Here is a 21,829-nt window from a genome sequence, read left to right on the forward strand (position 1 = left end):
CGGCGGGGGGTCAGCGGCCGAGTTCGTCATCGAGGATCGCAAAGAGTTGGCTTTCGGTGGCGGCTTCGAGGTCATCGTCGAGGGGTTCGGAGTCGGGCGGGTCGCCCGGCGCAATGGCGCTGAGCAGCGTGTGGATGCGGGCCCGCAGCGCCGAGCGCTCGTCGGCACTCCAGTTGGGCGCGCCCAGCAGCGCCTGCAGTTCGCGGGTGATGTCGTTGACGCGGGCCATCAGGTTCGGCTGGACGTCGGTGTCCGACCCCGCCAGTTGGGTGTCCAGGTGTCCGGCCAGCACGGTCGGTGTCGGGTAGTCGAAGATCAGGGTCGGCGAAAGGGTAAGGCCCGTGGCGTTTTTGAGGCGGTTACGCAGTTCGACGGCGGTCAGCGAATCGAAGCCGAGCTCCTGGAACGCGCGGCCGACATTGATGTCGGCCGGGTTCGACACCCCCAACACCATCGCGGCGTTGCCGCGAACGAGGTCGACCAATTCGCGCTGCCGGGCTTCGGGGCTCAGACCGTGTAGGCGCGCGCTGAGACCGGTGCCGGACGCGGCGATGTCCGTGTCGTCGACGACGCGCCGCGCCGGGCCGGCGGCGAGTTCGCGCAACAGCGGCGGCAGCGCGGCGACGTTGTCCGACAGGGCGGCCCGGTCCAGGCCGGCGGCCACCAACACCGGCCGGTCGGCGAGCATCGCGGCGTCGAACGCCGCCAGGGCCTGCCCGGTGGACAGCGGCGCCAGCCCGATCCTGCTCATCCGCGCCTTGTCCCGGTCACCGAGGTGCGCCGTCATCGCCGAGGCCTGCTCCCACAGGCCCCAGGCCAGCGACAGGCCCGCAAGGCCGTGGGCGCGCCGGTATGAGGCCAGCCCGTCGAGGAAACTGTTGGCCGCCGCGTAGTTGGCCTGCCCCGGGGTTCCCACGATCCCGGCCATCGACGAAAACACCACGAACGCAGACAAATCCAGGTGCCGGGTGAGCTGGTGCAGGTTCCAGGCCCCGTCGACCTTGGCCCGCAGCACCGCGTCCACCCGATCCGGGGTCAGCGACGAGATCAATCCGTCGTCGAGGATCCCGGCGGCGTGGACGACACCGCGCAGCGGATACCGCGCCGGTATCCGGGCCAGCATCGCCGCCACCGCGTCAGGATCGGCGGCGTCGCAGGCCTCCACCGTCACCTCGGCGCCGGCCCGCTGCAACCCGTCCACCAATTCCGCGACCCCGGCCGCCGCCGCGCCGGCACGGCTGACCAGCACCACGTGGGCCACCCCGTAACGGTCGACGAGGTGGCGGGCCAGCGCCGAGCCGGCCATCCCGGTGCCGCCGGTGATCACGACGGTGGCCCCCGCCAGGCCGCCGCCGCACCCGCTGAGCACCTCACCGGGTCCCGACGGAACGGTGAGCGCGACCTTGCCGATGTGGCGGGCCTGGCTGACGTACCGGTAGGCCGCCGAGGCGCATCGAACGTCGAACGTCTTCTGCGGCAACGGTATTAAGACCCCGGCCGTCAACAGCCCTACGATCTCGGCCAGCATGGCCGCGGTGCGGTCGGGGCCGGCCTCCAACAGGTCGAAGGCCCGGTACTGGGCGCCCCGGTACTGGTCGGCGACGACGTGCGGGTCGCGGACGTCGGTCTTGCCCATCTCGATGAATCGCCCGCCCGCGGCCAATAGCCGCAGCGACGCGTCGGTGAACTCGCCTGCCAGGGAATTGAGCACCACATCGAAAGGCCGGTCGCCCGCCACCGCACGGAACTTCGCCTCGAACTCGAGCGTGCGCGAATCCCCGATGTGTTCGTCGTCGAATCCCGTCGCGCGCAAGGTATCCCACTTGCCGCGGCTGGCGGTGACGAACACCTCCGCACCCCAGTGCCGCGCCAGTTGGACCGCGGCCATGCCCACTCCCCCGGTGGCGGTGTGCACCAATACCCGTTCCCCGGCCCGCAGCCCCGCCAGCACCGACAACCCGTACAGGGCCGTGAGGAACACCACCGGCACGCCGGCCGCCGCGACCAGCGACAGCCCCTGCGGCACCGGCGTCACCAATCGCTGGTCCACCACCGCCTCGGAGCCGACGACCCCCAACAACCCCATCACGTGATCACCGACCGCCACGCCGGTCACGTCGGGGGCGACCTCGACGACCACACCGGCGCCCTCGGCGCCCAACCGGCCGCCGCCGGGATACATCCCGAGGGCCACCAGCACATCGCGGAAGTTGACGCCGACCGCGGCCACCGCCACCCGCACCTGTCCGGCGGTCAATTCGGCTCGCGGGCAATGGCTTACGACCAGGTCCTCCAGGGTGCCCTCGCCACCGGCGTCCAGCCGCCAGCCACCAGCCGGCAGGCTGACCGCGGAGTCCGCCCGCGCCGGCCGCAGCCGGGCCGCGTAGGCGACGCCCCGGCGGACCACCACTTGCGGTTCACCGCAGCCGATTACCGCGCGGGCATCCAGCGATCCATCGGAGTCGATCAGCACCATGCGGCCCGGGTGCTCGGCCTGGGCCGAGCGCACCAGGCCCCATACCGCGGCGCCGGCCAGGTCCGAAACGTCTTCCCCGGCAAGCGCGACCGCCCCGCGGGTCTGCACGGCCAGCACCCCGGCACCGTCGGCGCGCAACCACGATTGCAGCACCTCCAAGGCTTCGGTGGCCGCCGCGTGCACCGACTTCACCACGTCGCCGGCATGATCGGCCACCTCCCACAGCGTGGCCTTCGCGCTGGCGCTCTCGCCGCCCAGTGAGATCGGCGACCAGGTCACGTCGAGCAATCCCTCGGCGAGCGGACGCCGCGCGGGGGCCGCCGCGACCGTCAATTGCTCGGCGGAGACCGGGAGCATCGCCAGCGAGCCCACCGACAGCACCGGCAGTCCCGCGCCGTCCGCCAATTCCACCGAGACCGCCCCGGCGCCGGCCGGCGCGATGCGAACGCGCGCCCGCGCGGCGCCCGATGCGTGCAACGACACGCCTTGCCACGAGAACGGCAGCACGGTCTGGTCCTGCTCGCCGGCGACACCGATCGCGTGCAGCGCGGCGTCCAACAGCACGGGATGGATGCCGAAGCCGCCTTCGGCCGCGGCGGCGTCATCGGGCACGGTGACCTCGGCGAAGATCTCGTCGCCGCGCCGCCACATCGCCCGCAGCCCCCGGAATGCGCGGCCGTATTCGTAGCCGCGCTGCGCGAGCCGGGCATAGGCGTCGGAGACCTCGACCGCGGCGGCGCCGACGGGCGGCCACACCGAGAGGTCCGCGGCCGGCGTCACCGCCCCCGGCCGCAACAGGCCCTCGGCATGCAACACCCACTCCGAACCCGGCTGCGCGGCATCCGAATACACCGACAGCCGCCGCTGACCTGACTCGTCGGGCGCGTCGACCACCAGTTGCACCTGCACACCGTCGCCGGCGGGCAGCACCAGAGGCGTCGACAGCGTCAACTCGTCGAGCACGCCGCAGCCGACCTCGTCACCCGCACGGATGGCCAGCTCGACGAATCCCGCACCCGGGAACAACACCGTCTCGCCCACCGCGTGATCGGCCAACCACGGGTGGGCGGCCGTCGACAAGCGGCCCGTCAGCACCACACCGCCGGAGTCGGGGCGCGGCACCACCGCGCCGAGCAGCCCGTGTTCGGCGCCGTGGACGCCCAGGGTGGCGACGTCATACGATCCGGTCGACCCGCCGGGAAGCCAAAAGTGTTGCCGCACAAACCCGTATGTCGGCAGGTCGACGCGCCGGCCGCCCAGGCCGGCAAGCGCGGCACCCCAGTCCACAGCGACGCCCGCCACAAACGCCTGCCCGGCCGAGAGCCAGAAGCGGTCCAGGCCGCCGTCATCGCGGCCCAACGACGGAATGACGCAGCCCTGTTCGCTGTCGGGCATCGTCTCTTCGATGGCGGCCATCAGCACGGGGTGCGGGCTGGACTCGATGAACGACTGATAGCCCGCGTCGCACGCGCTGCGTATCGCCCGCTCGAATTGCACCGTCTGCCGGATGCTGCGGAACCAGTAGTCGGCGTCCAGTCCCGCGGTGTCCATGAGTTCACCGGTCACGGTGGAGAAGAACGCGACCGAGGACGACCGCGGCGCGATGCCGTTCAGCGCCGCGGCGAGCGGCTCCCGGATCGCGTCCACCGCAGCGGAATGCGAGGCGTAGTCGACGTCGATGCGGCGGGCGCGAATGTTGTCGGCTTCGCACCGCTGCATCAACTCGGTCAGCGCGTCCACCTCGCCGGACACCACCACCGCCGAAACACCGTTGACCGTGGCGATATTCAAGCGCTCACCCCATGCCGCGATCAGTTGCTCCGCGCGCGGCAGGCCGCAGGCCAGCGAGACCATGCCACCCCGGCCCGACAACCCCACCAGCAGCCTGCTGCGCAGCGCCACCACCCGGGCGGCGTCTTCGAGCGACAGCGCCCCCGCCACACAGGCCGCCGCGATTTCGCCCTGCGAATGACCGATCACGGCATCGGGGGTCACGCCCACCGAACGCCACAACTCGGCCAGCGACACCATGACCGCCCACAGGGCCGGCTGCACCACGTCCACCCGGTCCAGTCCGGGCGCGCCCGGCGCGCCGCGGATCACGTCGATGAGCGACCAGTCGACGTGTGCGGCGAGCGCGTCAGCGCAGCGGTGCAGGTGCTCGGCGAATACCGTTGAGCTGTCCAGCAATTGGGCGCCCATACCGGCCCATTGCGATCCCTGCCCGGGGAACACGAACACCGTCTTGCCGGGCGACTGCGCCCGCCCCGCCGCGACGCCGGCGCCCTGTTCACCGGCCGCCAATTCGGCCAGCCCGCGCAGCAGCTGCGCGCCGGTGGCGCCCACGATCACCGCGCGGTGTTCGAAGCGCGACCGCGTCGAAATCAGCGACCAGCCCACGTCGACCACCCGCAGAGCGGGGTGGGCCTTGACGTGCGCCAGCAGCCGCGCCGCCTGGTTCGACAGCGCCTCGGCCGACCTGGCCGAGAGCACCCACGGCACCACCACGTCATCGCCTGAGGGCGCGGCACTTTCGGGCTCCGGTGCATATTGCTCCACGATGACGTGCGCATTGGTGCCGCTGATGCCGAACGACGAGACGCCCGCGCGGCGCGGCCGGTCAGGCGTCGACCAGGGGCGCGCTTCGGTCAGCAGCGACACCGCCCCGGCCGACCAATCCACGTGCGGCGTCGGCTCATCCACGTGCAGCGTCTTGGGCATCACCCCGTGCCGGATCGCCTGCACCATCTTGATCACTCCGCCGGCGCCGGCCGCGGCCGACGTGTGACCCATGTTGGATTTGATCGACCCCAGCCACAGCGGCCGATCCGCCGGCCGGTCCTGCCCGTAGGTCGCCAGAAGTGCTTGCGCCTCAATCGGATCCCCCAGCGTGGTGCCGGTGCCGTGCCCTTCCACCAGGTCCACGTCCGCGGTGCCCAGCCGCGCGTTGGCCAGCGCCGCCCGGATCACCCGTTGCTGTGAGGGCCCGTTGGGCGTCGCCAGCCCGTTGGACGCGCCATCCTGGTTCACCGCGGAGCCCCGCACCACCGCCAGGACCGGATGCCCCAGCCGGCGCGCGTCGGCCAGCCGCTCCAGCACGAGCACGCCGACGCCTTCGGAAAACCCGGTGCCGTCGGCCGCGCCCGCATAGGCCTTGCACCGGCCGTCGGCGGCCAGCGCCCGCTGCCGGCTGAATTCGATGAACATCGCCGGTGTGGCCATCACCGTCACGCCGCCGGCCAGCGCCAGATCGCACTCGCCGGAACGCAACGACTGCGCCGCCAGATGCAGGGCCACCAACGACGACGAACACGCCGTGTCGACCGAGACCGCCGGGCCCTCCAGCCCCAACGAGTAGGCCACCCGCCCGGATGCCACACTCAGCGTCGAGCCGCGCAGGCCGTACCGCTCCAGGTGTCCCGGCACCCGGCCCTGCCCCCCGTAGGAGCCGTGGAAGATCCCGGCGAACACGCCGGTCGACGAACCGCGCAGGGTGACGGGGTCAATTCCGGCCCGCTCCAACGCCTCCCACGACACCTCGAGCAGCAGGCGTTGCTGCGGGTCCATCGCCAGCGCCTCGCTGGGGGCGATCCCGAAGAAGGCGGCGTCGAAATCCCCGACCTCCGAAAGGAACCCACCACAGCGCGCATACGACTTCCCGACCGCGTCCGGATCCGCATCGAAGAGCCCGGCCAAGGCCCAGCCGCGGTCCGACGGGAATTCCGAGACCACGTCGCGGCCCTCAACCACCATCTCCCACAACGCCTCTGGCGAATCGACACCACCGGGATAGCGGCATCCCATGCCGACGACCGCGACGGGTTCGGTGGTGGCGGCAAGGTATTGGCGGTTCTCGCGCTTGAGCCGCTCGTTATCCTTCAGCGATTGGCGAAGGGCCCGGACGAGCTCCTCGGTGTTGCCGTTCATCGAACGCGGCCTTTCGTGTCACTCACAGCGCCAGTCGCCCATGGGCCCTTTCGACCCACCGCCACAAACTCGCCACCGCCCCAAAAGGGCGCCTCAGGGCAGGAATGGAAGTACACGAGCGACCATCAGTGCCAACGCAGCAACACCAGTTCGGAACAGAATCCCGGTCCCATCGCGAGCATCAGGCCGGGACTTCCGCTCGGCGGCGGCTTGGCGAGGGTGTCGCGCAGCACATGCAACACCGACGCCGACGACAGATTGCCGATCTCGCCGAGCGAACGCCAGGTGAGTTCCAGGGCTTCCGGCGGCAGGCTGAGCGCGGCGTTGATCGCCTCGATGACCTTGGGGCCGCCGGGGTGGCTGACGAACGCGCCGATGTCGGTCGGGGTCAAGCCGTGGCACCGGAGAAACTGGGTGACGTCGTCTTCGATGTATTGCTCGACGACGGCCGCGACATCCTTCGACAGCACGAGCTCGAACCCGCCCGATCGCACATCGAAGCCCATGGTGCGCAGCGAATCGGGGTACAGGTGACTGCGCGAATCCAGGACGCTGGGCCCGCCGGCCGCAAGGTGTTCGGCGCGCCGATCGCCCACGGCCACCACCGCCGCGGCCCCGTCGGCGAACAGGGCGCTGCCGACCATCCCGGCCAGCGACGGCTTGTATCCGGGATAGGTCAGCGAGCACAGCTCGACCGAGACCAGGGCGGCGACGGCGTCGGGCGCACCACGCAGGTAGTCGTTCGCGCGGGCCACCCCGGCCGCACCGGCCACGCAGCCGAGCCCGAACAGCGGCACCCGTCGCACATCGTCGCGCAGGCCGAGCCGCGCGGCGATCCGGGCGTCCACCGACGGCACCGCCAGCCCGGTGACGGTCGTCGTGATCAGCACGTCGACGTCCTGCGGCCGCAGTCCCGCCTCGTCGAGCGCGCCCGACAGCGCCTCGCAGCCGAGGTTCACGGCATGCTCGGTGAAGATCCGGTTCGCCATGCCGAAGTCGCTCAGCGTCGGGTATTGCTCGAGCGGCAGCACCAGGTGGCGGCTGTCGACTTTGGCGCTGGCATGCAGCTGCCGGACGATGTCTTCGTAGCCCGCGAACTCGGGAATGCTGACGAAGAAGTCGGTGAGGTCGCGCTGCGAATAACGGTGCGGCGGTAGCGCACCGAACACGCCGGCGACGACGCTCATTGCCTTCCCACCCCTTGGTCACGGGGATCCGGCCCGCAAGGTTCATCCGGATCTCTTTGAGCCCGCAGTCTAGTCGGCATGGCGGCGCCGGGCGGCGAAACCGATCTCATCTCAACGGCTCCCACTCGACAGGTCTTCGAGCCGTTCCTTCAGCCGTCCGGCGCTGGCCAGGACGTTTTCGATCTGCTCGGCGACCCGGACGGGCGCGGTGCCGCCCCACGCGTCCCGCGAGGCCACCGAGCCCTCGATCGTCAAAACCTCACGAACCTGCGGCGTCAGGTCACCGCTGATGGCGGCCAGCTCGTCGTCGGTCAGCTCGTCGAGCCCGACGCCGCGCTGCTCGGCGGCGCGCACGGCGGCCCCGGCGGCCTCGTGCGCGGATCGGAACGGCACCCCCTGGCGCACCAGCCATTCGGCGATATCGGTGGCCAGCGTGTACCCGGCGGGCGCGAGGGCGGCCATCCGATCGACGTCGAAGGTCAGGCTGCGCACGAGCCCGGCCATCGCGGGCAGCACCAGCTCCAGCTGGGCGACCGAATCGAACACCGGTTCCTTGTCTTCCTGCAGGTCACGGTTGTAGGCGAGCGGCTGGGCCTTCAGCGTGGCCAGCAGGCCGGCCAGGTTTCCGATCAGCCGCCCGGATTTGCCGCGGGCCAGCTCGGCGATGTCCGGGTTCTTCTTCTGCGGCATGATCGAGCTGCCGGTGGACCACGAATCGTGCAGGGTGACGTAGCCGAATTCGGTCGAGCTCCACAGGATGATGTCCTCGGCCAGCCGGGACAGGTCGACGCCGATCATGGCGAAGACGAACGCCGCCTCCGCGGCGAAATCCCGCGATGCGGTCGCGTCGATGGAGTTGTCGGCGGCGGCCGCAAATCCCAGCTCGGCGGCGATCGCGCCGGGGTCCAGCCCCAGCGAGGATCCGGCGAGCGCCCCGGAGCCGTACGGGGAGATCGCGGCCCGCTTGTCGAAGTCGGCGAGGCGGTCGACGTCGCGCAGCAGCGGCTGGGCGTGCGCGAGCAGGTGGTGGGCCAGCAGCACCGGCTGCGCGGACTGCAGGTGGGTCTTGCCGGGCATGATGGCGTTCGGGTGGGCGGCGGCCTGGGTGGCCAGCGCGCCGACGACGTCCAGCGCCCCGGCGGCGACTCGCCGCACCGCGTCGCGCAGCCACATCCGGAACAGGGTGGCCACCTGGTCGTTGCGGGAGCGGCCGGCACGCAGCCGCCCGCCAAGGTCGGGCCCGACCCGGTCGATCAGTCCGCGTTCCAGCGCCCCGTGCACGTCCTCATCGGTGACCAGCGGCGAGAAGCTGCCGTCGGCGACGTCCTCGGCGAGCTGGTCCAGGCCGGCCAGCAGCCCGTCGCGCTGCTCCTCGGTCAACAGCCCGGCCCGGAACAGGATCACGGTGTGGGCCCGCGAGGCGACGATGTCGTAGGGGGCCAGCACCCAGTCGAAGTGGGTGGACTTGCTCAGCGCGGCCAGCGCGTCCGACGGGCCGTCGGCAAACCGCCCGCCCCACAACGACCCCTCGCGAGTGCTCATCTACCCGCTCCTGCGCCGGGAGTGTGAATCCTGCGACGGCTTGACGGCGTGTCGCGTCGTGGAATTCACAGTCACGCCTCGGTGGTCTGGTCGCGGCGGGACGCGATCTTCGACGACAGCCCGTGCACGTAGACGAAACCCTTGGCGGCCGACTGGTCGAAGCTGTCGCCCTCGTCGTAGGTGGCCAGGTTGAAGTCGTACAGGGATTCGGCGCTGCGCCGCCCGTTGACCGCAATGTGGCCGCCGTGCAACACCATTCGGACCTCACCCGTCACATGTTCTTGGGTCTTGTCGACGAAGCTCTCCAGCGCGGCCTTCAGCGGCGAGTACCACAGCCCGTCGTAAACCAGTTCGGCCCAACGCTGATCGGTGTGCCGCTTGAACCGGCCCAGCTCGCGCTCGAGCGTGACGTGTTCGAGCTCGGTGTGCGCGGTGATGAGCACCATGGCGCCGGGCGCCTCGTAGATCTCGCGGCTCTTGATGCCCACCAGCCGGTCCTCGACGACGTCGAGGCGGCCGACGCCCTGCGCGCCGGCGCGGGTATTGAGTTCCTCGATGGCCCCCAGCACCGACACTCGGTTGCCGTCGATCGTCACGGGCACGCCGCGCTCGAACCCGACGACCACCTCGTCGGGGGTGCTCCAGTTCAGCGTGGGGTCTTCGGTGTAGGCGTAGACGTCCTTGGTCGGCGCGTTCCAAAGGTGTTCCAGGAAACCGGTTTCCACCGCACGGCCCCACACGTTCTGGTCGATGGAGAACGGCGAGCGTTTGGTCACGTTGATCGGGATGGCGTTCTCTTCAGCGAACGCGATCGCCTTCTCGCGCGTCCAGGCGTAATCGCGGACCGGCGCCAACACCTCGAGATCGGGTGCCAGCGAACCGAATCCGACCTCGAACCGGACCTGGTCGTTGCCCTTGCCGGTGCAGCCGTGCGCGACGATACTGCCGCCGTGCTCGCGGGCCGCCGCCACCAGGTGCTTGACGATCAGGGGCCGGCTGATGGCCGACACCAGCGGGTAGCGATCCATATAGAGGGCGTTGGACAGGATGGTGGGAAGGCAATAGCCCTCGGCGAATTCGTCGCGGGCGTCGACGACGACGGCCTCCACCGCCCCGCAGTCCAGGGCCCGCTGGCGGATGACCTCCATGTCTTCGCCGCCCTGGCCGAGGTCGATCGCCACCGCTACGACCTCACGGCCGGTCTCCTTGCCGATCCAGCTGATGGCCACCGAGGTGTCCAGACCGCCGGAATACGCCAGGATGACGCGTTCTGACATGAACCAATCTCCTTAGGTTGAAATCGCTTACGTGAGTTTTTCCAATGTGGTGGCCAGTTCGGCGCCGGTCATCGGCTCTCGAGCGGCCACGAAGACGGTGTCATCGCCGGCGATGGTGCCGACGACGTACGGTAGCGCCGCGCGATCGATCGCGCTGGCCAAATAGTCGGCGGCGCCCGGCGGTGTGCGCAGCACCGCGAGATTCGCGCTGGCGTCGGCCGACACCAGCAGCTCGCTCAGCAGCCGCGACAGCCGCGCGGTCCCGCCGGACACGCCGCGCACCGGGTTGCCGTCCTCGGGGACCATGTAGACACCGACGCCGCCGTCGGCGCCGCGCAGTTTCACCGCGCCCAGCTCTTCCAGGTCCCGCGACAAGGTGGCCTGGGTGACCTCGATGCCCTCGTCGGCGAGGCGCGCCGCCAGTTCGCTCTGGCTGCGCACCTCGGCCGACGACAGGATCGCCACGATGCGGGCCTGCCGGCCGGCCCGGGTGGTTTCGGGGGTTGTTTTCGAGCGGGTCATGACCGCCGCTCCAAAAGCCACACCAGCAGCGCCTTTTGGGCATGCAACCGGTTTTCGGCCTCGTCGAAGACCACGCTGGCCGGGCCGTCCATCACCTCGTCGGTGATCTCGTCGCCGCGGTGAGCCGGAAGACAGTGCAGCACAATGGCTTCCGGGTCCGCCAGGGACAGCAGGTCGGCGTTGATCTGATAGGGCCGGAACGGCTTGACCCGGTCCAGGCCGTCGTCCTCCTGGCCCATCGACGTCCAGGTGTCGGTGACCAGGACGTCGGCGCCGCGCGCGGCCGCCGCGGCGTCGGCGGTGACGGTGACCGAGGCGCCGGTGTCCTCGGCGCGCCGGCGGGCCGCCGCCACGAACGCCAAATCGGGGGCGAAACCATCCGGGGCGGCGATGGTGACGTGGACGCCGGCCGTGACGCCGCCGAGCATCAGCGAGTGCGCCATGTTGTTGGCCCCATCACCGAAATAGGCCATCCGCAAACCGGTCAGCGAGCCCTTGCGTTCGGCGATGGTCTGCAGATCGGCGAGCACCTGGCAGGGGTGGAACTCGTCGGAGAGCGCGTTGACCACCGGCACCGTCGCCGCCCCGGCCATCGCCTCGAGGCGCTCCTGCCCGAACGTGCGCCAGACGATGGCCTCGACATAGCGCGACAGCACCCGCGCCGTGTCCTCCAGCGTCTCGTCGCGGCCCAGCTGGGTGCTGCGGGCGTCGACGACGACGGCGTGCCCGCCGAGCTGGGCGATGCCCACCTCGAACGAGAACCGGGTGCGGGTGGAGTTCTTGTCGAACAGGACCGCGACCCCGCGCGGCCCCTCCAGGGGACGCGCGCTGAACGGGTCCTTCTTCAGTTCGGCGGCCAGCTGCAGCACCTCGGCCTGCTCGGAGGGCGACAGGTCGTCGTCGCGCAGGAAATGCCTAACCACGTGCAACCCCCTCGAAAATGGCCGGCAGCGCGGTGACGAAGCCGTCGAGCTGGTCTTCGGTGATGATCAGCGGCGGCGCCAGCCGGATGACGTCGGGCGCGGCGGCGTTCACCAGGAATCCGGCCTCCCGCGCGGCGGCCTCGGCGTCCTTGGCCCGCGGCGCGGTGAGCACCACCCCACACAGCAGCCCGCGCCCGCGCACGTGGTCAACGAGCGGGTGGCCGAGCGCCTCGATGCCGTGCCGCAGCGACTTGCCCAGCACCTCGGCGTGGCGGACCAGGTTTTCGGACGCCAGCACCCGCAGCACCGCCAGCGCCGCCGCCGTGCAGACCGGGTTTCCGCCGAAGGTGCTGCCGTGCAGGCCGGGCGTCATCAGCTCGGCGGCGCGCCCGACGGCCAGGCAGGCCCCGATCGGCAGGCCGCCGCCGAGCCCCTTGGCCAGCGTGACCACGTCGGGGGTGATGCCGTCGTGTTGGTGGGCGAAAAACGTTCCGGTGCGGCCCATCCCGGTCTGCACCTCGTCGAGCACCAGCAGCGCACCGTGCCGCGCCGTGACATCGCGGGCGGCGGCCAGGTATCCCTCGGGCGGGACGACGACGCCGCTTTCCCCCATGATCGGTTCCAAAAACACCGCCGCCGTGTCGTCGCCGACCGCCGCGGCCAGCGCCGCGGCGTCGCCGTACGGCACGTAGGTGACGTCGCCGGGCAACGGGGCGAACGGCGCCCGCTTGCTCGGCTGACCGGTGAGCGCCAGCGATCCCATGGTCCGGCCGTGGAAAGCCTCTTGCGCGGCAACCAGTTTGGTGCGGCCGGTGAGCCGGGACAGCTTGAACGCCACCTCGTTGGCCTCGGTGCCGGAGTTGCAGAAGAACACCCGCGCCGGCGTTTCCTCGGGCGCGCCCAGCAGCGCGACCAGTTCCTCGGCCAGCGCGATACCGGGTTCGGTGGCATACAGGTTGGACGTGTGCCCCAGCGTCGCCATCTGGTGGGTGACCGCCTCGATGATCGCGGGGTGGCGGTGGCCCAGGATATTGACCGCGATGCCGCCGAGCAGGTCGAGATAGCGCTTTCCATCCGCGTCGGTGACCACGGCCCCGTCGCCACGGGCCAGCGCCATCGCGGGGGTGCCGTAGTTGTTCATCATCACGGCTTCCCACCGCCGCTTCAGGGCGTCGGTATTACTCATGCCGGTACCACCTTGGTGCCCGTGCCCGCGTCGGTGAAAAGCTCCACCAGCACACAGTGTTCGACCCGCCCGTCGATGACGTGCGCGCTGGGCACGCCGGCGGTGACGGCTCGCAGACACGCTTCGACCTTGGGAATCATGCCCGCCTCCAGGGTGGGTAGCAGTTGCGACAGTGTGGCCGTGTCGATTTCGCTGACCAGCGAATCGCGGTCGGGCCAACTCGTGTACAGGCCTTCGACGTCGGTGAGCATCAACAGCTTCTCGGCGTGCAGCGCCTCGGCCAGCGCCGCCGCGGCGGTGTCGGCGTTGATGTTGTGCACCACACCCTCGGCGTCCGGCGCCAGCGTCGACACCACCGGAATGCGCCGTGCGGCAATAAGATCCAGCACCGCGGCGGTGTTGACCCGCTCGACGTCTCCGACCAGGCCGATGTCGGTGGCCACGCCGTCGACGGTGACGCTGCGCCGCACGGCGGTGAACAGCTGGGCGTCCTCGCCGGTGATGCCGACGGCGTACGGTCCGTGCGCGTTGATCAAGTTGACCAGCTCGCGACCGACCTGGCCGAACAACACCATCCGCGCCACATCGAGCACTTCCGGTGTGGTGACCCGGAATCCGCCCTTGAAGTCCCCCTGGATGCCGAGCCGGCGCAGCATCGCGCTGATCTGCGGGCCGCCGCCGTGCACGACGACGGGGTGCACGCCGCAGTTGCGCAGGAACGCCATGTCGGCGGCGAACGCGTGCCGCAGCGTGTCGTCGGTCATGGCGTTGCCGCCGTACTTGATGACGACGATCTTGCCGTGCAGCTGCTTGAGCCAGGGCAGGGCCTCGGCGAGCACCTGCGCCTTGACTCCGGTCGACAGGGCTTCGGTAGAGGAACTCATGAGCTGTACGCCGAATTCTCTTCGACGTAGCCGTGCGACAGGTCGGTGGTCCGGATGGTGGCCCGGCCCTCGCCGAGCCGCAGGTCGACGGTGATGTCGATGTCGGCCCCCGAGAGGTCCACCTCGCGCGCGCCCGGCACCGGAACCCCGTCGGCGAAGACCGCAAAACCGTTGAACGACACTGTGATCCGATCGACATCGAGGGCGATGGGCGCGATGCCGACGGCGGCGAGCACCCGGCCCCAGTTGGGGTCCGAGCCGAACACCGCCGTCTTGACGAGACTGTCGCGGGCGATGGTCCGCGCGGCGACCAGTGCGTCGTCCTCGGACGCGGCACCCGTGACGGTGACATTGACGCGCTTGGTGACGCCCTCGGCGTCGGCCTGCAGCTGGGCGCACAGATCGTCGCAGACGCGCAGCACGGCGTCGGCGAGGTCACCCTGGTCCGGGGTGATCCCGCTGGCCCCCGAGGCCAGCAGCAGCACCGTGTCGTTGGTCGAGCACGCGCCGTCGATGTCGAGCCGGTCGAACGTGCGCGCGGCCGCGTGGCGCAGCGCGGCGTCCAGCGCCGCCGCGTCGACGGCCGCGTCGGTGGTGAGCACGCACAGCATCGTCGCCAGGGACGGCGCGAGCATGCCCGCGCCCTTGGCCATCCCGCCGATCGTCCAGCCGCCGGGGTGGTGCAGCGCAACCTGTTTGGGCACGGTGTCGGTGGTCATGATCGCCTGGGCGGCGTCGTCGCCGCCGGACAGGCCGCCGGCCATGTCCTGCACGATCGCGCGCACCCCGGCGAGCACCTTGTCCATCGGCAGCCGGTCGCCGATCAGCCCGGTGGAGCACACCGCCACCTCGATGGCGCCGGTCTCGGTGCCCCAGTCCGACAGCGCGGCCGCGACGGCCTCGGCCGTGGCGTGGGTGTCCTGGAACCCGCCCGGCCCGGTGCAGGCGTTGGCGCCGCCGGAGTTGAGGATCACGGCGCGCAGCGCCCCGGTGCTCAACACCTGCTGGGACCACAGCACCGGCGCGGCCTTGACCCTGTTGCGGGTGAACACCCCGGCGGCCGCGTAGTCGGGCCCCTCGTTGAAGACCAGGGCCAGGTCGCGCTTGCCCGAGGCCTTGATGCCGGCGGCGATGCCGGCCGCCCGGAATCCGGCCGGCGCGGTCACGCCCTGTTCGCGCACCAACCGCGGCGTCTCGGTGCGCGTCACGGCGCCACCCCGATCACCGAAAGGCCTTCGGACTCCGGCCAGCCCAGCGCCAGGTTCATCGACTGCACGGCCGCCCCGGACGTACCCTTGACCAGGTTGTCGATCGCGGCGATCGCCACGAACGTCTGGGCCGCCTCGTCCACCGCGATCGCGATGTGGGCCGCGTTGCTTCCGATCACCGCCCCGGTGCGGGGCAGTTGACCGTCGGGCATCAGATAGATGAAAGGTTCTGCGTCGTAAGCCTTTTCGTAGGCTTCCCGCAGTTGCGACAGTGGCGCGCGGGTGCGGGCGGTGCAGGTGGCCAGGATTCCGCGCGACGTCGGGATCAGCACAGGGGTGAAGGACACCGTGACGTCGCGGTCGGTGACGGCCGCCAGGCCCTGGGTGATCTCGGGGGTGTGCCGGTGCGCCCCGGCGATGTTGTAGGCCCGCGCCGATCCGATGACCTCGGCGCCCAGCAGGTCGGGCTTGGCGGCCCGCCCGGCCCCGGAGGTGCCGCTGACGGCGACCACCGCGACGGCGGGCTCGATGAGGTCCTCGGCCACCGCGGGCAGCAACGCCAGCAACGCCGCGGTCGGGTAACACCCGGGGACCGCGATGCGTCGGGCGCCGCGCAGCCGCTCGCGCGCGCCGGGCAGCTCCGGCAGCCCGTAGGGCCAGCTTCCGGCGTGCGGGGAGCCGTAGAACCGCTCCCACGCGGCGGCGTCGGTGAGCCGGAAGTCCGCGCCGCAGTCGATGATCAGGGTGTCGGGGCCGAGCTGAGAGGCCAGCGCGGCCGAATGACCGTGTGGCAAGCCCAGGAACACCACGTCGTGGCCGGCGAGCGCGGCGGGCTCGGTCGGCTCGACGACGCGCTGGGCCAGCGGCGTCAGGTGCGGATGGTGCTCGGCGAGCGTGCTGCCGGCGCTGGCCGCGGCGGTCAGCGCGCCGATCGAGAGGCGCCCCTGGGCGTAGGCGGGGTGGCCGAGCAACAGGCGGAGGATCTCACCGCCCGCATAGCCGCTGGCACCGGCAACTGCCACCTTGATCACGTCGGCCATTTCGACGATTCTGCATGGTTATGCAGTACTTTGCAAATCCATTCCACCTAGGTGCGGAGCTCGGCGCCGACCGACTCGGCGGCCCGGCGCACGGCGGCGTCGCGGGCCGCGGTGGCGTCGTCCTCGGTCAGGGTGCGATCCGCCGCCCGGAACCGCAGCGCGAAGGTCAGCGACTTGCGGTCCTCGCCGATCTGCGGGCCCGTGAAAACGTCGAACAACTGCAGGTCTTCCAGGAGCTCCCCCGCGCCTTCGCGCACGGCGTCCGCCACCGCGGCGGCCGGGACGTCCGCGGACACCACCAGGCTGACGTCCTGGAAGACGGCCGGGAACGGCGACACTCGGGGCGCGGGCAGCGCCGCGACGAGGGGGATCGCGTCGAGGTTGAGTTCGAGCGCGCACGTGCCCTTGGGCAGGCCGGAGCGCTCGGTCACGGCGGGATGCAGCTGGCCCGCGTACCCCACCGCCGTGTCGCCGACGAGCACCTCGGCGCACCGGCCCGGATGCCAGGGCAGCTGCTGCGCCGCCCGCAACCGCACGTCGATTCCGGCGGCGCGGGCGATGATGCGCACCGCCTCGAACGCGTCGGCGGCCTCGGCGCGCCGGCCCGGCCCCCAGGGGCCGCGCCGTTCCCGCAGGCCGGTCAGCACCGCGGCGACATGCTGCGGTTGCCGCGGCAACGACGCGTCGAGCGTGGCGATCTCGCCGTCGGTCGGCCGCCGGTCGACGGGAATCAGCGTCACGCCGCGGGTCTCGGCTGACGGCTGCACCACCTGGGCCAGGGCATAGAGCGAAACGTCCACCAGGCCGCGGGATACGTTGCGCACCAAGGCTTCCAGCAACGCCGGCAGCAGCGTGGTGGCCAAGTGCGGTCGGTCGGCCTCCAGCGGATTGAGCACGGTGGTCGCGACCCGCCGCGGATCGTCGGTCGGCAGGCCCCACAGGTCGAACACGCCGGCTGGCAGAAACGGCGTCGGCAGAATCTCGACGTAACCGGACTGGGCCAGCGACTTGCCGATGGCGCGGCGGCGTTGTTGAACGGCGGACAGGCCGCGGCCGGCCGGCGCCGACGGCAGCACCGACGGGATGACCTCGAGCCCCTCGAGCCGCAGCACCTCCTCGACGAGGTCGGCGGGCTGCACCAGATCGGGCCGCCAGCTGGGTGGGGTCACCGTCAGCGTGTCGCCGTGTTGCGCTACGGCGGCACCGATTTGGGCGAGCCGCTTGGCGGCCGTTCCCGGGGCATAGGTCACGCCGGCGATGCGGCCGGGCAGGCCGGCGTCGATGTCGATCGGCGTTCCGGCCCAGTCGTCGCGCGCCGGCTCGCCCCGCCAATCGGTCAGCGTGTCGGACACCGCCCCGCCGGCGATCTCGGCGAGCAGCGCGGCGCACCGGTCCAGGGCGGCCACGGAAATGGCCGGATCCACGCCCCGCTCATAGCGGCGGGCCGCCTCGCTGGGCAGGTGCAATCTGCGCTGGGTGCGCGACACCGCGGCGGGGTCCCAGACCGCGGCCTCGAGCAGCACGTCGGTGGAGTCGGCGCGCACCTCGGTGCTGGCCGCGCCCATCACGCCGCCGATCGCGGTCGTCGCCGTGTCGTCGACGATCAGCACGTCGGCCGGTTCGAGTTTGCGCTCGATGTCGTCGAGGGTGACGACGGTCTCGCCGGGCCGGGCGAAGCGCACGCCGAAGCCGCCGGTGATGCGGTTGCGGTCGTGGGCGTGCATGGGGTGACCGAGTTCGAGCATCACGTAGTTCGTGACGTCGACCGCCGGCGAGGTCGCGCGGATGCCGGAGAGCAGCAGTCGGCGCTGCAGCCACCAGGGCGACACGGCCGCGGGGTCGATGCCGGTGACCGGGCGCAGCGCGAACCGCCGCACGCCGGTGTCGGGGTGCACCGTCAGGGGCCAGGCCTCCCCGTTCGCCGGCAGGGGCCTGACGTCGGCCGGGTCGACGAAGTCCAGGTCGTAGGCGCAGGCGATTTCGCGGGCCAGGCCCCGCAGCGACATGCCGTAACCGCGGTCGGGGGTGATGGCCAGGTGGAAGATCACGTCGTCGAGTCCCAGCACCGCGGCGCCGTCGGCTCCGGGTTCGGCGGTGCCCGGCGGCAGCACCAGGATCCCGGAATGGTCGGCACCCAAACCGAGTTCGGCCGTCGAGCAGATCATCCCGTCCGATGCGCGTCCGTAGGTCTTGCGCGCGGCGATGGCGAACCCGCCGGGCAGCGTGGTGCCCGGCAGCGCCACCACCACGAGGTCGCCGGCCACGAAATTCGTTGCACCACAGATGATCTCGCGGTCTTGCCCCTCGCCGACGTCGATGTGGCAGAACCGGATGGGCTTCTTGAAGCCGGTGAGCTCCTCGATGTCGGTGACGCGGCCCACCGTCAGCGGGCCGTCGACGGGCCCGAGGGTGAGGACCTCTTCGACCTCGTGGCCGATGTCCACGAGCGTCTGCTCCAGCTCGGCGGGGGCGGCATCCCAACCCGGCGCGCCGGCGTTCACGACCTCGCGCAGCCAGCTGTACGGAACGCGCATCAGGCACCCACCCCGAACGGCAGCGAGAACCGGACGTCGCCCTCGACCATGTCGCGCATGTCCGGAATCCCGTTGCGGAACTGCAGCGTTCGTTCCAGGCCCATGCCGAACGCGAAGCCGGAGTACTCGTCGGGGTCGATTCCCGCCGCGCGCAACACGTTCGGGTGCACCATCCCGCAACCGCCCCATTCCACCCAGCCGGGCCCGCCCTTCTTGCCGACGAACCAGACGTCGACCTCGGCGGAGGGCTCGGTGAACGGGAAGAAGTGCGGGCGGATGCGGGTGCGCGCCTCGGGGCCGAACTGGGCGCGCGCGAACGCATCCAGCGTGCCCCGCAAGTGCGCCATCGATAGGCCGCGGTCCACCGCCAGGCCCTCGACCTGATGGAAGACCGGGGTGTGGGTGGCGTCGAGTTCGTCGGTGCGGAACGTGCGGCCGATCGAGACGATGTAGACGGGCAATTCGCGCGCCAGCAGCGTGCGCACCTGCACCGGCGACGTGTGGGTGCGCAACAGCTGCCGGGAGTCCTCCGGCGCGATGTAGAAGGTATCCTGCTCGCTGCGCGCCGGGTGGTCGGCGGGGAAGTTGAGCGCGTCGAAGTTGAACTGCTCGCTCTCGACCTCCGGGCCCTCGGCCAACTCCCACCCCATCGCGATGAAGGTGTCGGCGATGTGTTCGGCCAGGATCGTGATCGGGTGCCGCGCCCCCATCGGCTGCCGGGTCGACGGCAACGTCACGTCGATGCGCTCGGCGACCAGCACCGCGGCGTCGCGTTCCGCGCGCAGGACCGCGAGGCGGTCGTCGTAGCCCTGCTGGGCCTCGCCTCGCGCGGCGTTGACCCGCTTACCGGCGTCGGCGCGCTCGTCTTTGGGAACGCTTCCCAGCGCCTGGCGCGCCAGGGCCAGCGGTGAGCGGTCGCCGAGGTGCTCGGTCTTGACACGCGCCAGGGTGTCGAGATCGTCGGCCAGTGTGAAGGCCTGCCGGGCGGCGTTGACCGCCTCGGTCAACGCTTCGGGCGACAGGTCGACGGGTTGCTCACCCACGCGGCGACATTCTCCTTGCTGACGAGGCTGTTAGGGCTGCCCGCATCGATCGTGCTTTCCGCGCGGCACGGGTCGAGTGCTGATCATAGTGATTCGATGCCTGGCGCCCGGCGGGCGCTGGGCAGTTGCCCGGCGGGGGTCAGCCGGCGACGGCCGGAGCCGGTCCGGGCAGCGTGCCGTCGCCGTCCAGCGGCGCGACCGGGAGGCCCCGGCCGGCGACGAACTTCGCCCCCGCGTAGGCGACCAGGGCGCCCAGGAGACCGAACACCGGCGTCGCCGCCATGGTCCCCCAGTGGTGGGCCAGCATCAGGAAACCGAAGCCCGACGAGGCCGCCAGCATCAGGTACCGGGCCGGTGTCCAGTGGATCGGCTGCCGGAACCGCGCCGACACGAGCACGCCCAGGATCACCGCGACGGTGTGGCCGGCATCGGTGAAGTCACCGCCGACGATCGCCGAGGCGATGCCCGCCGCCACCCACCAGCCGACCCACGCGGCCCGCCAGCGCGACGGGATCACCGCCGTCATCGCGCCGAGCACCGCCAGCGCGCCGTAGCTCATCCCGACGTCGCTGGCCCGGGTGATCGACACGGGCAGCCAACCGAACTCGACCGCCCCGGCCAGGGCGGCGGCCACCAGCAACGTCGCGCCGATGTGGCCGACGACGAAAGCCACCACCAGCCGGATGGTGCGCAAATGCAGCTCGGCCAGCGCCAGCAGGCAGGTCAGGAAGGGCAGCCAGAAGTAGAGCGGACCGGCGTCGACCACCAGCGCGCTGCCCAGCAGGGTGCCGAGGTGTCCGTGGGCCAGGTTGTGCACGTTGGTGCTGGCACGCGCGACGATGACGTCATGCGCCTCCGGGCCGAGCACCAGGATGGCGCAGCTGATGGCAAGCAGCAGCGCCGCATACCCCACGGTGAATTGGACCCGGGCGAGCCGGGACACGATGCCCCCTAGCATTGGCACCCATTATGGCTGCGAATTTGTTTCGGCTGTGTCATCAGAGCCTGACAACTCCCTAAAAGTCTTGAGGCGATATATCGCCAAGTCGGCGGGCATGCCGGCGGGCTTCGGCCCGAAAACCGGTTTGCGGGTGCGCTTGGCCTCGACGCCCAACGCGTCCAGCTCGCTTTGCGGTATGAGATCTAACGTTGAACTCGACACCATGATTCCACCCTTGGTGGCCCGTTCCATAACTCGTGCGGCGATATTCACATCCACGCCGAGCCAATCCGCGGCCAGCCGCTGCGGTCGTCCGGTGTGGATGCCCACGCGCATCCGCGGCGTGTAGCCGTCCACCTCGACCGATTGGAGCGCCTCTTTGGCGGCCAGCACGGCCCGCACGGCGACCACCGGGTCGCCGAACACGGCCATGAGCCCGTCGCCCATGCGTTTGACGATGTGCCCGCCCGCGTCGAGCAGCGGCGGCTCGAGCGCCCGCGCAACCTGACGCAGCAGCACCAGCGCCGCGTCGTCGCCGGCCTGCAAGGACCACGTCGAAAACCCGACCAGATCGGTGAAGACCAACGTCACCTCGGGATTGGCCGGCCGCCGGGCAACCCCCTCGGTCAGCGCCTGCCACACCTGCAGCACCCCGAGGCTGACCTCGCGCGACACCGCGTCGCGGTCCCCCAGCAGCCGATCGGCCGCACGCGCCGCGGCGCGCGGACCGCCATCGCCGGCCGTCGACAGCGGATCGCCGAACTCGGGGTCCCCGGGCAACAGCCGGCGCGCGCGCCGGACCAGGGCGACCGCCCCGGGGCTGTGATTCCGGCCGTGCAGCCATTGAGTCGCGTTGTGCACCGACAGCGGTGAACGCCGCGGGGCGGAGTGCGCCGCCGGGGATTCGCCGGGCTCGCCCGGATCCAGATCGCGACGCGCGAGTTCCACCTGGCCAGGTTATTTGGTTTCGTCAGAGGCAGGCAACGACGGCCCCGCCGGGTGTGTCACAAGTCGCACCTCGCCGCCCGATCACGGTGGCGGCACACCGGTGTGGAAGCTCGATAACAGCCGCGCGGACACATCGCCGAAATCGTAGACAACATACGTTGTCAAAGTTATCGTGAGGCCAATCGGTGCAGG

General features: G+C 71.0%; 13 protein-coding genes and 1 pseudogene. All 14 read right to left on the reverse strand.

The annotated features are described in order from the left end of the window. Positions 1–10: 10 nt before the first annotated feature. The 14 genes and pseudogenes from AC0KTM_RS13515 to AC0KTM_RS13580 all read right to left on the reverse strand — a co-directional run bounded on the left by AC0KTM_RS13515 (position 11) and on the right by AC0KTM_RS13580 (position 21,637). Complete coding sequence (locus AC0KTM_RS13515) at positions 11–6,403, reverse strand: SDR family NAD(P)-dependent oxidoreductase (protein WP_472415806.1); 6,393 nt, start codon at positions 6,401–6,403, stop codon at positions 11–13. A 125-nt stretch (positions 6,404–6,528) separates the two neighbouring features. Next, the gene (locus tag AC0KTM_RS13520; protein ID WP_225327525.1) at positions 6,529–7,590 is read right to left on the reverse strand and encodes a type III polyketide synthase; all 1,062 of its coding nucleotides are present in this window, start codon (positions 7,588–7,590) and stop codon (positions 6,529–6,531) included. A gap of 111 nt (positions 7,591–7,701) precedes the next feature. Then, positions 7,702–9,132, reverse strand: a complete 1,431-nt coding sequence (argH, locus tag AC0KTM_RS13525; protein WP_225327524.1) for an argininosuccinate lyase — start codon at positions 9,130–9,132, stop codon at positions 7,702–7,704. Positions 9,133–9,203: 71 nt separating this feature from the next. Then, positions 9,204–10,409: an argininosuccinate synthase gene (locus AC0KTM_RS13530; RefSeq protein ID WP_472415808.1), complete on the reverse strand. Its 1,206-nt coding sequence runs from the start codon at positions 10,407–10,409 to the stop codon at positions 9,204–9,206. 27 nt (positions 10,410–10,436) lie between these two features. Next, positions 10,437–10,931 (reverse strand): arginine repressor, encoded by a 495-nt coding sequence (locus AC0KTM_RS13535; RefSeq protein ID WP_083016028.1) that lies wholly within the window; start codon positions 10,929–10,931, stop codon positions 10,437–10,439. Then, positions 10,928–11,854 carry an ornithine carbamoyltransferase gene (gene argF / locus AC0KTM_RS13540; protein WP_472415810.1) on the reverse strand — a complete coding sequence of 309 codons (927 nt, stop codon included), beginning with the start codon at positions 11,852–11,854 and terminating at the stop codon, positions 10,928–10,930. Before argF ends, AC0KTM_RS13535 begins: the two co-directional genes overlap by 4 nt. Continuing rightward, a complete protein-coding gene (locus tag AC0KTM_RS13545) occupies positions 11,847–13,040 on the reverse strand; it encodes an acetylornithine transaminase (protein ID WP_472415812.1) in 1,194 nt (397 codons plus the stop codon). The genes argF and AC0KTM_RS13545 overlap by 8 nt, the downstream gene beginning before the upstream one ends. Continuing rightward, positions 13,037–13,924 carry an acetylglutamate kinase gene (gene argB, locus AC0KTM_RS13550; RefSeq protein ID WP_225327520.1) on the reverse strand — a complete coding sequence of 296 codons (888 nt, stop codon included), beginning with the start codon at positions 13,922–13,924 and terminating at the stop codon, positions 13,037–13,039. The genes AC0KTM_RS13545 and argB overlap by 4 nt, the downstream gene beginning before the upstream one ends. Further along, the gene (gene argJ / locus AC0KTM_RS13555) at positions 13,921–15,132 is read right to left on the reverse strand and encodes a bifunctional glutamate N-acetyltransferase/amino-acid acetyltransferase ArgJ (RefSeq protein ID WP_472415814.1); all 1,212 of its coding nucleotides are present in this window, start codon (positions 15,130–15,132) and stop codon (positions 13,921–13,923) included. The genes argB and argJ overlap by 4 nt, the downstream gene beginning before the upstream one ends. Next, a pseudogene (gene argC / locus AC0KTM_RS13560) lies at positions 15,129–16,188 on the reverse strand (N-acetyl-gamma-glutamyl-phosphate reductase). The gene argJ and the pseudogene argC overlap by 4 nt, the downstream one beginning before the upstream one ends. A gap of 31 nt (positions 16,189–16,219) precedes the next feature. After that, positions 16,220–18,706: a phenylalanine--tRNA ligase subunit beta gene (pheT, locus tag AC0KTM_RS13565; protein WP_472415816.1), complete on the reverse strand. Its 2,487-nt coding sequence runs from the start codon at positions 18,704–18,706 to the stop codon at positions 16,220–16,222. Further along, positions 18,706–19,749 (reverse strand): phenylalanine--tRNA ligase subunit alpha, encoded by a 1,044-nt coding sequence (pheS, locus tag AC0KTM_RS13570; RefSeq protein ID WP_472415818.1) that lies wholly within the window; start codon positions 19,747–19,749, stop codon positions 18,706–18,708. Before pheS ends, pheT begins: the two co-directional genes overlap by 1 nt. Before the next feature lie 139 nt (positions 19,750–19,888). After that, positions 19,889–20,707, reverse strand: a complete 819-nt coding sequence (locus AC0KTM_RS13575; RefSeq protein WP_238956127.1) for a rhomboid-like protein — start codon at positions 20,705–20,707, stop codon at positions 19,889–19,891. A 9-nt stretch (positions 20,708–20,716) separates the two neighbouring features. After that, complete coding sequence (locus AC0KTM_RS13580; protein ID WP_238956128.1) at positions 20,717–21,637, reverse strand: adenylate/guanylate cyclase domain-containing protein; 921 nt, start codon at positions 21,635–21,637, stop codon at positions 20,717–20,719. Positions 21,638–21,829: the final 192 nt, after the last annotated feature.

It is taken from the genome of Mycobacterium sp. NTMscope_Eco_3 (assembly GCF_976985685.1).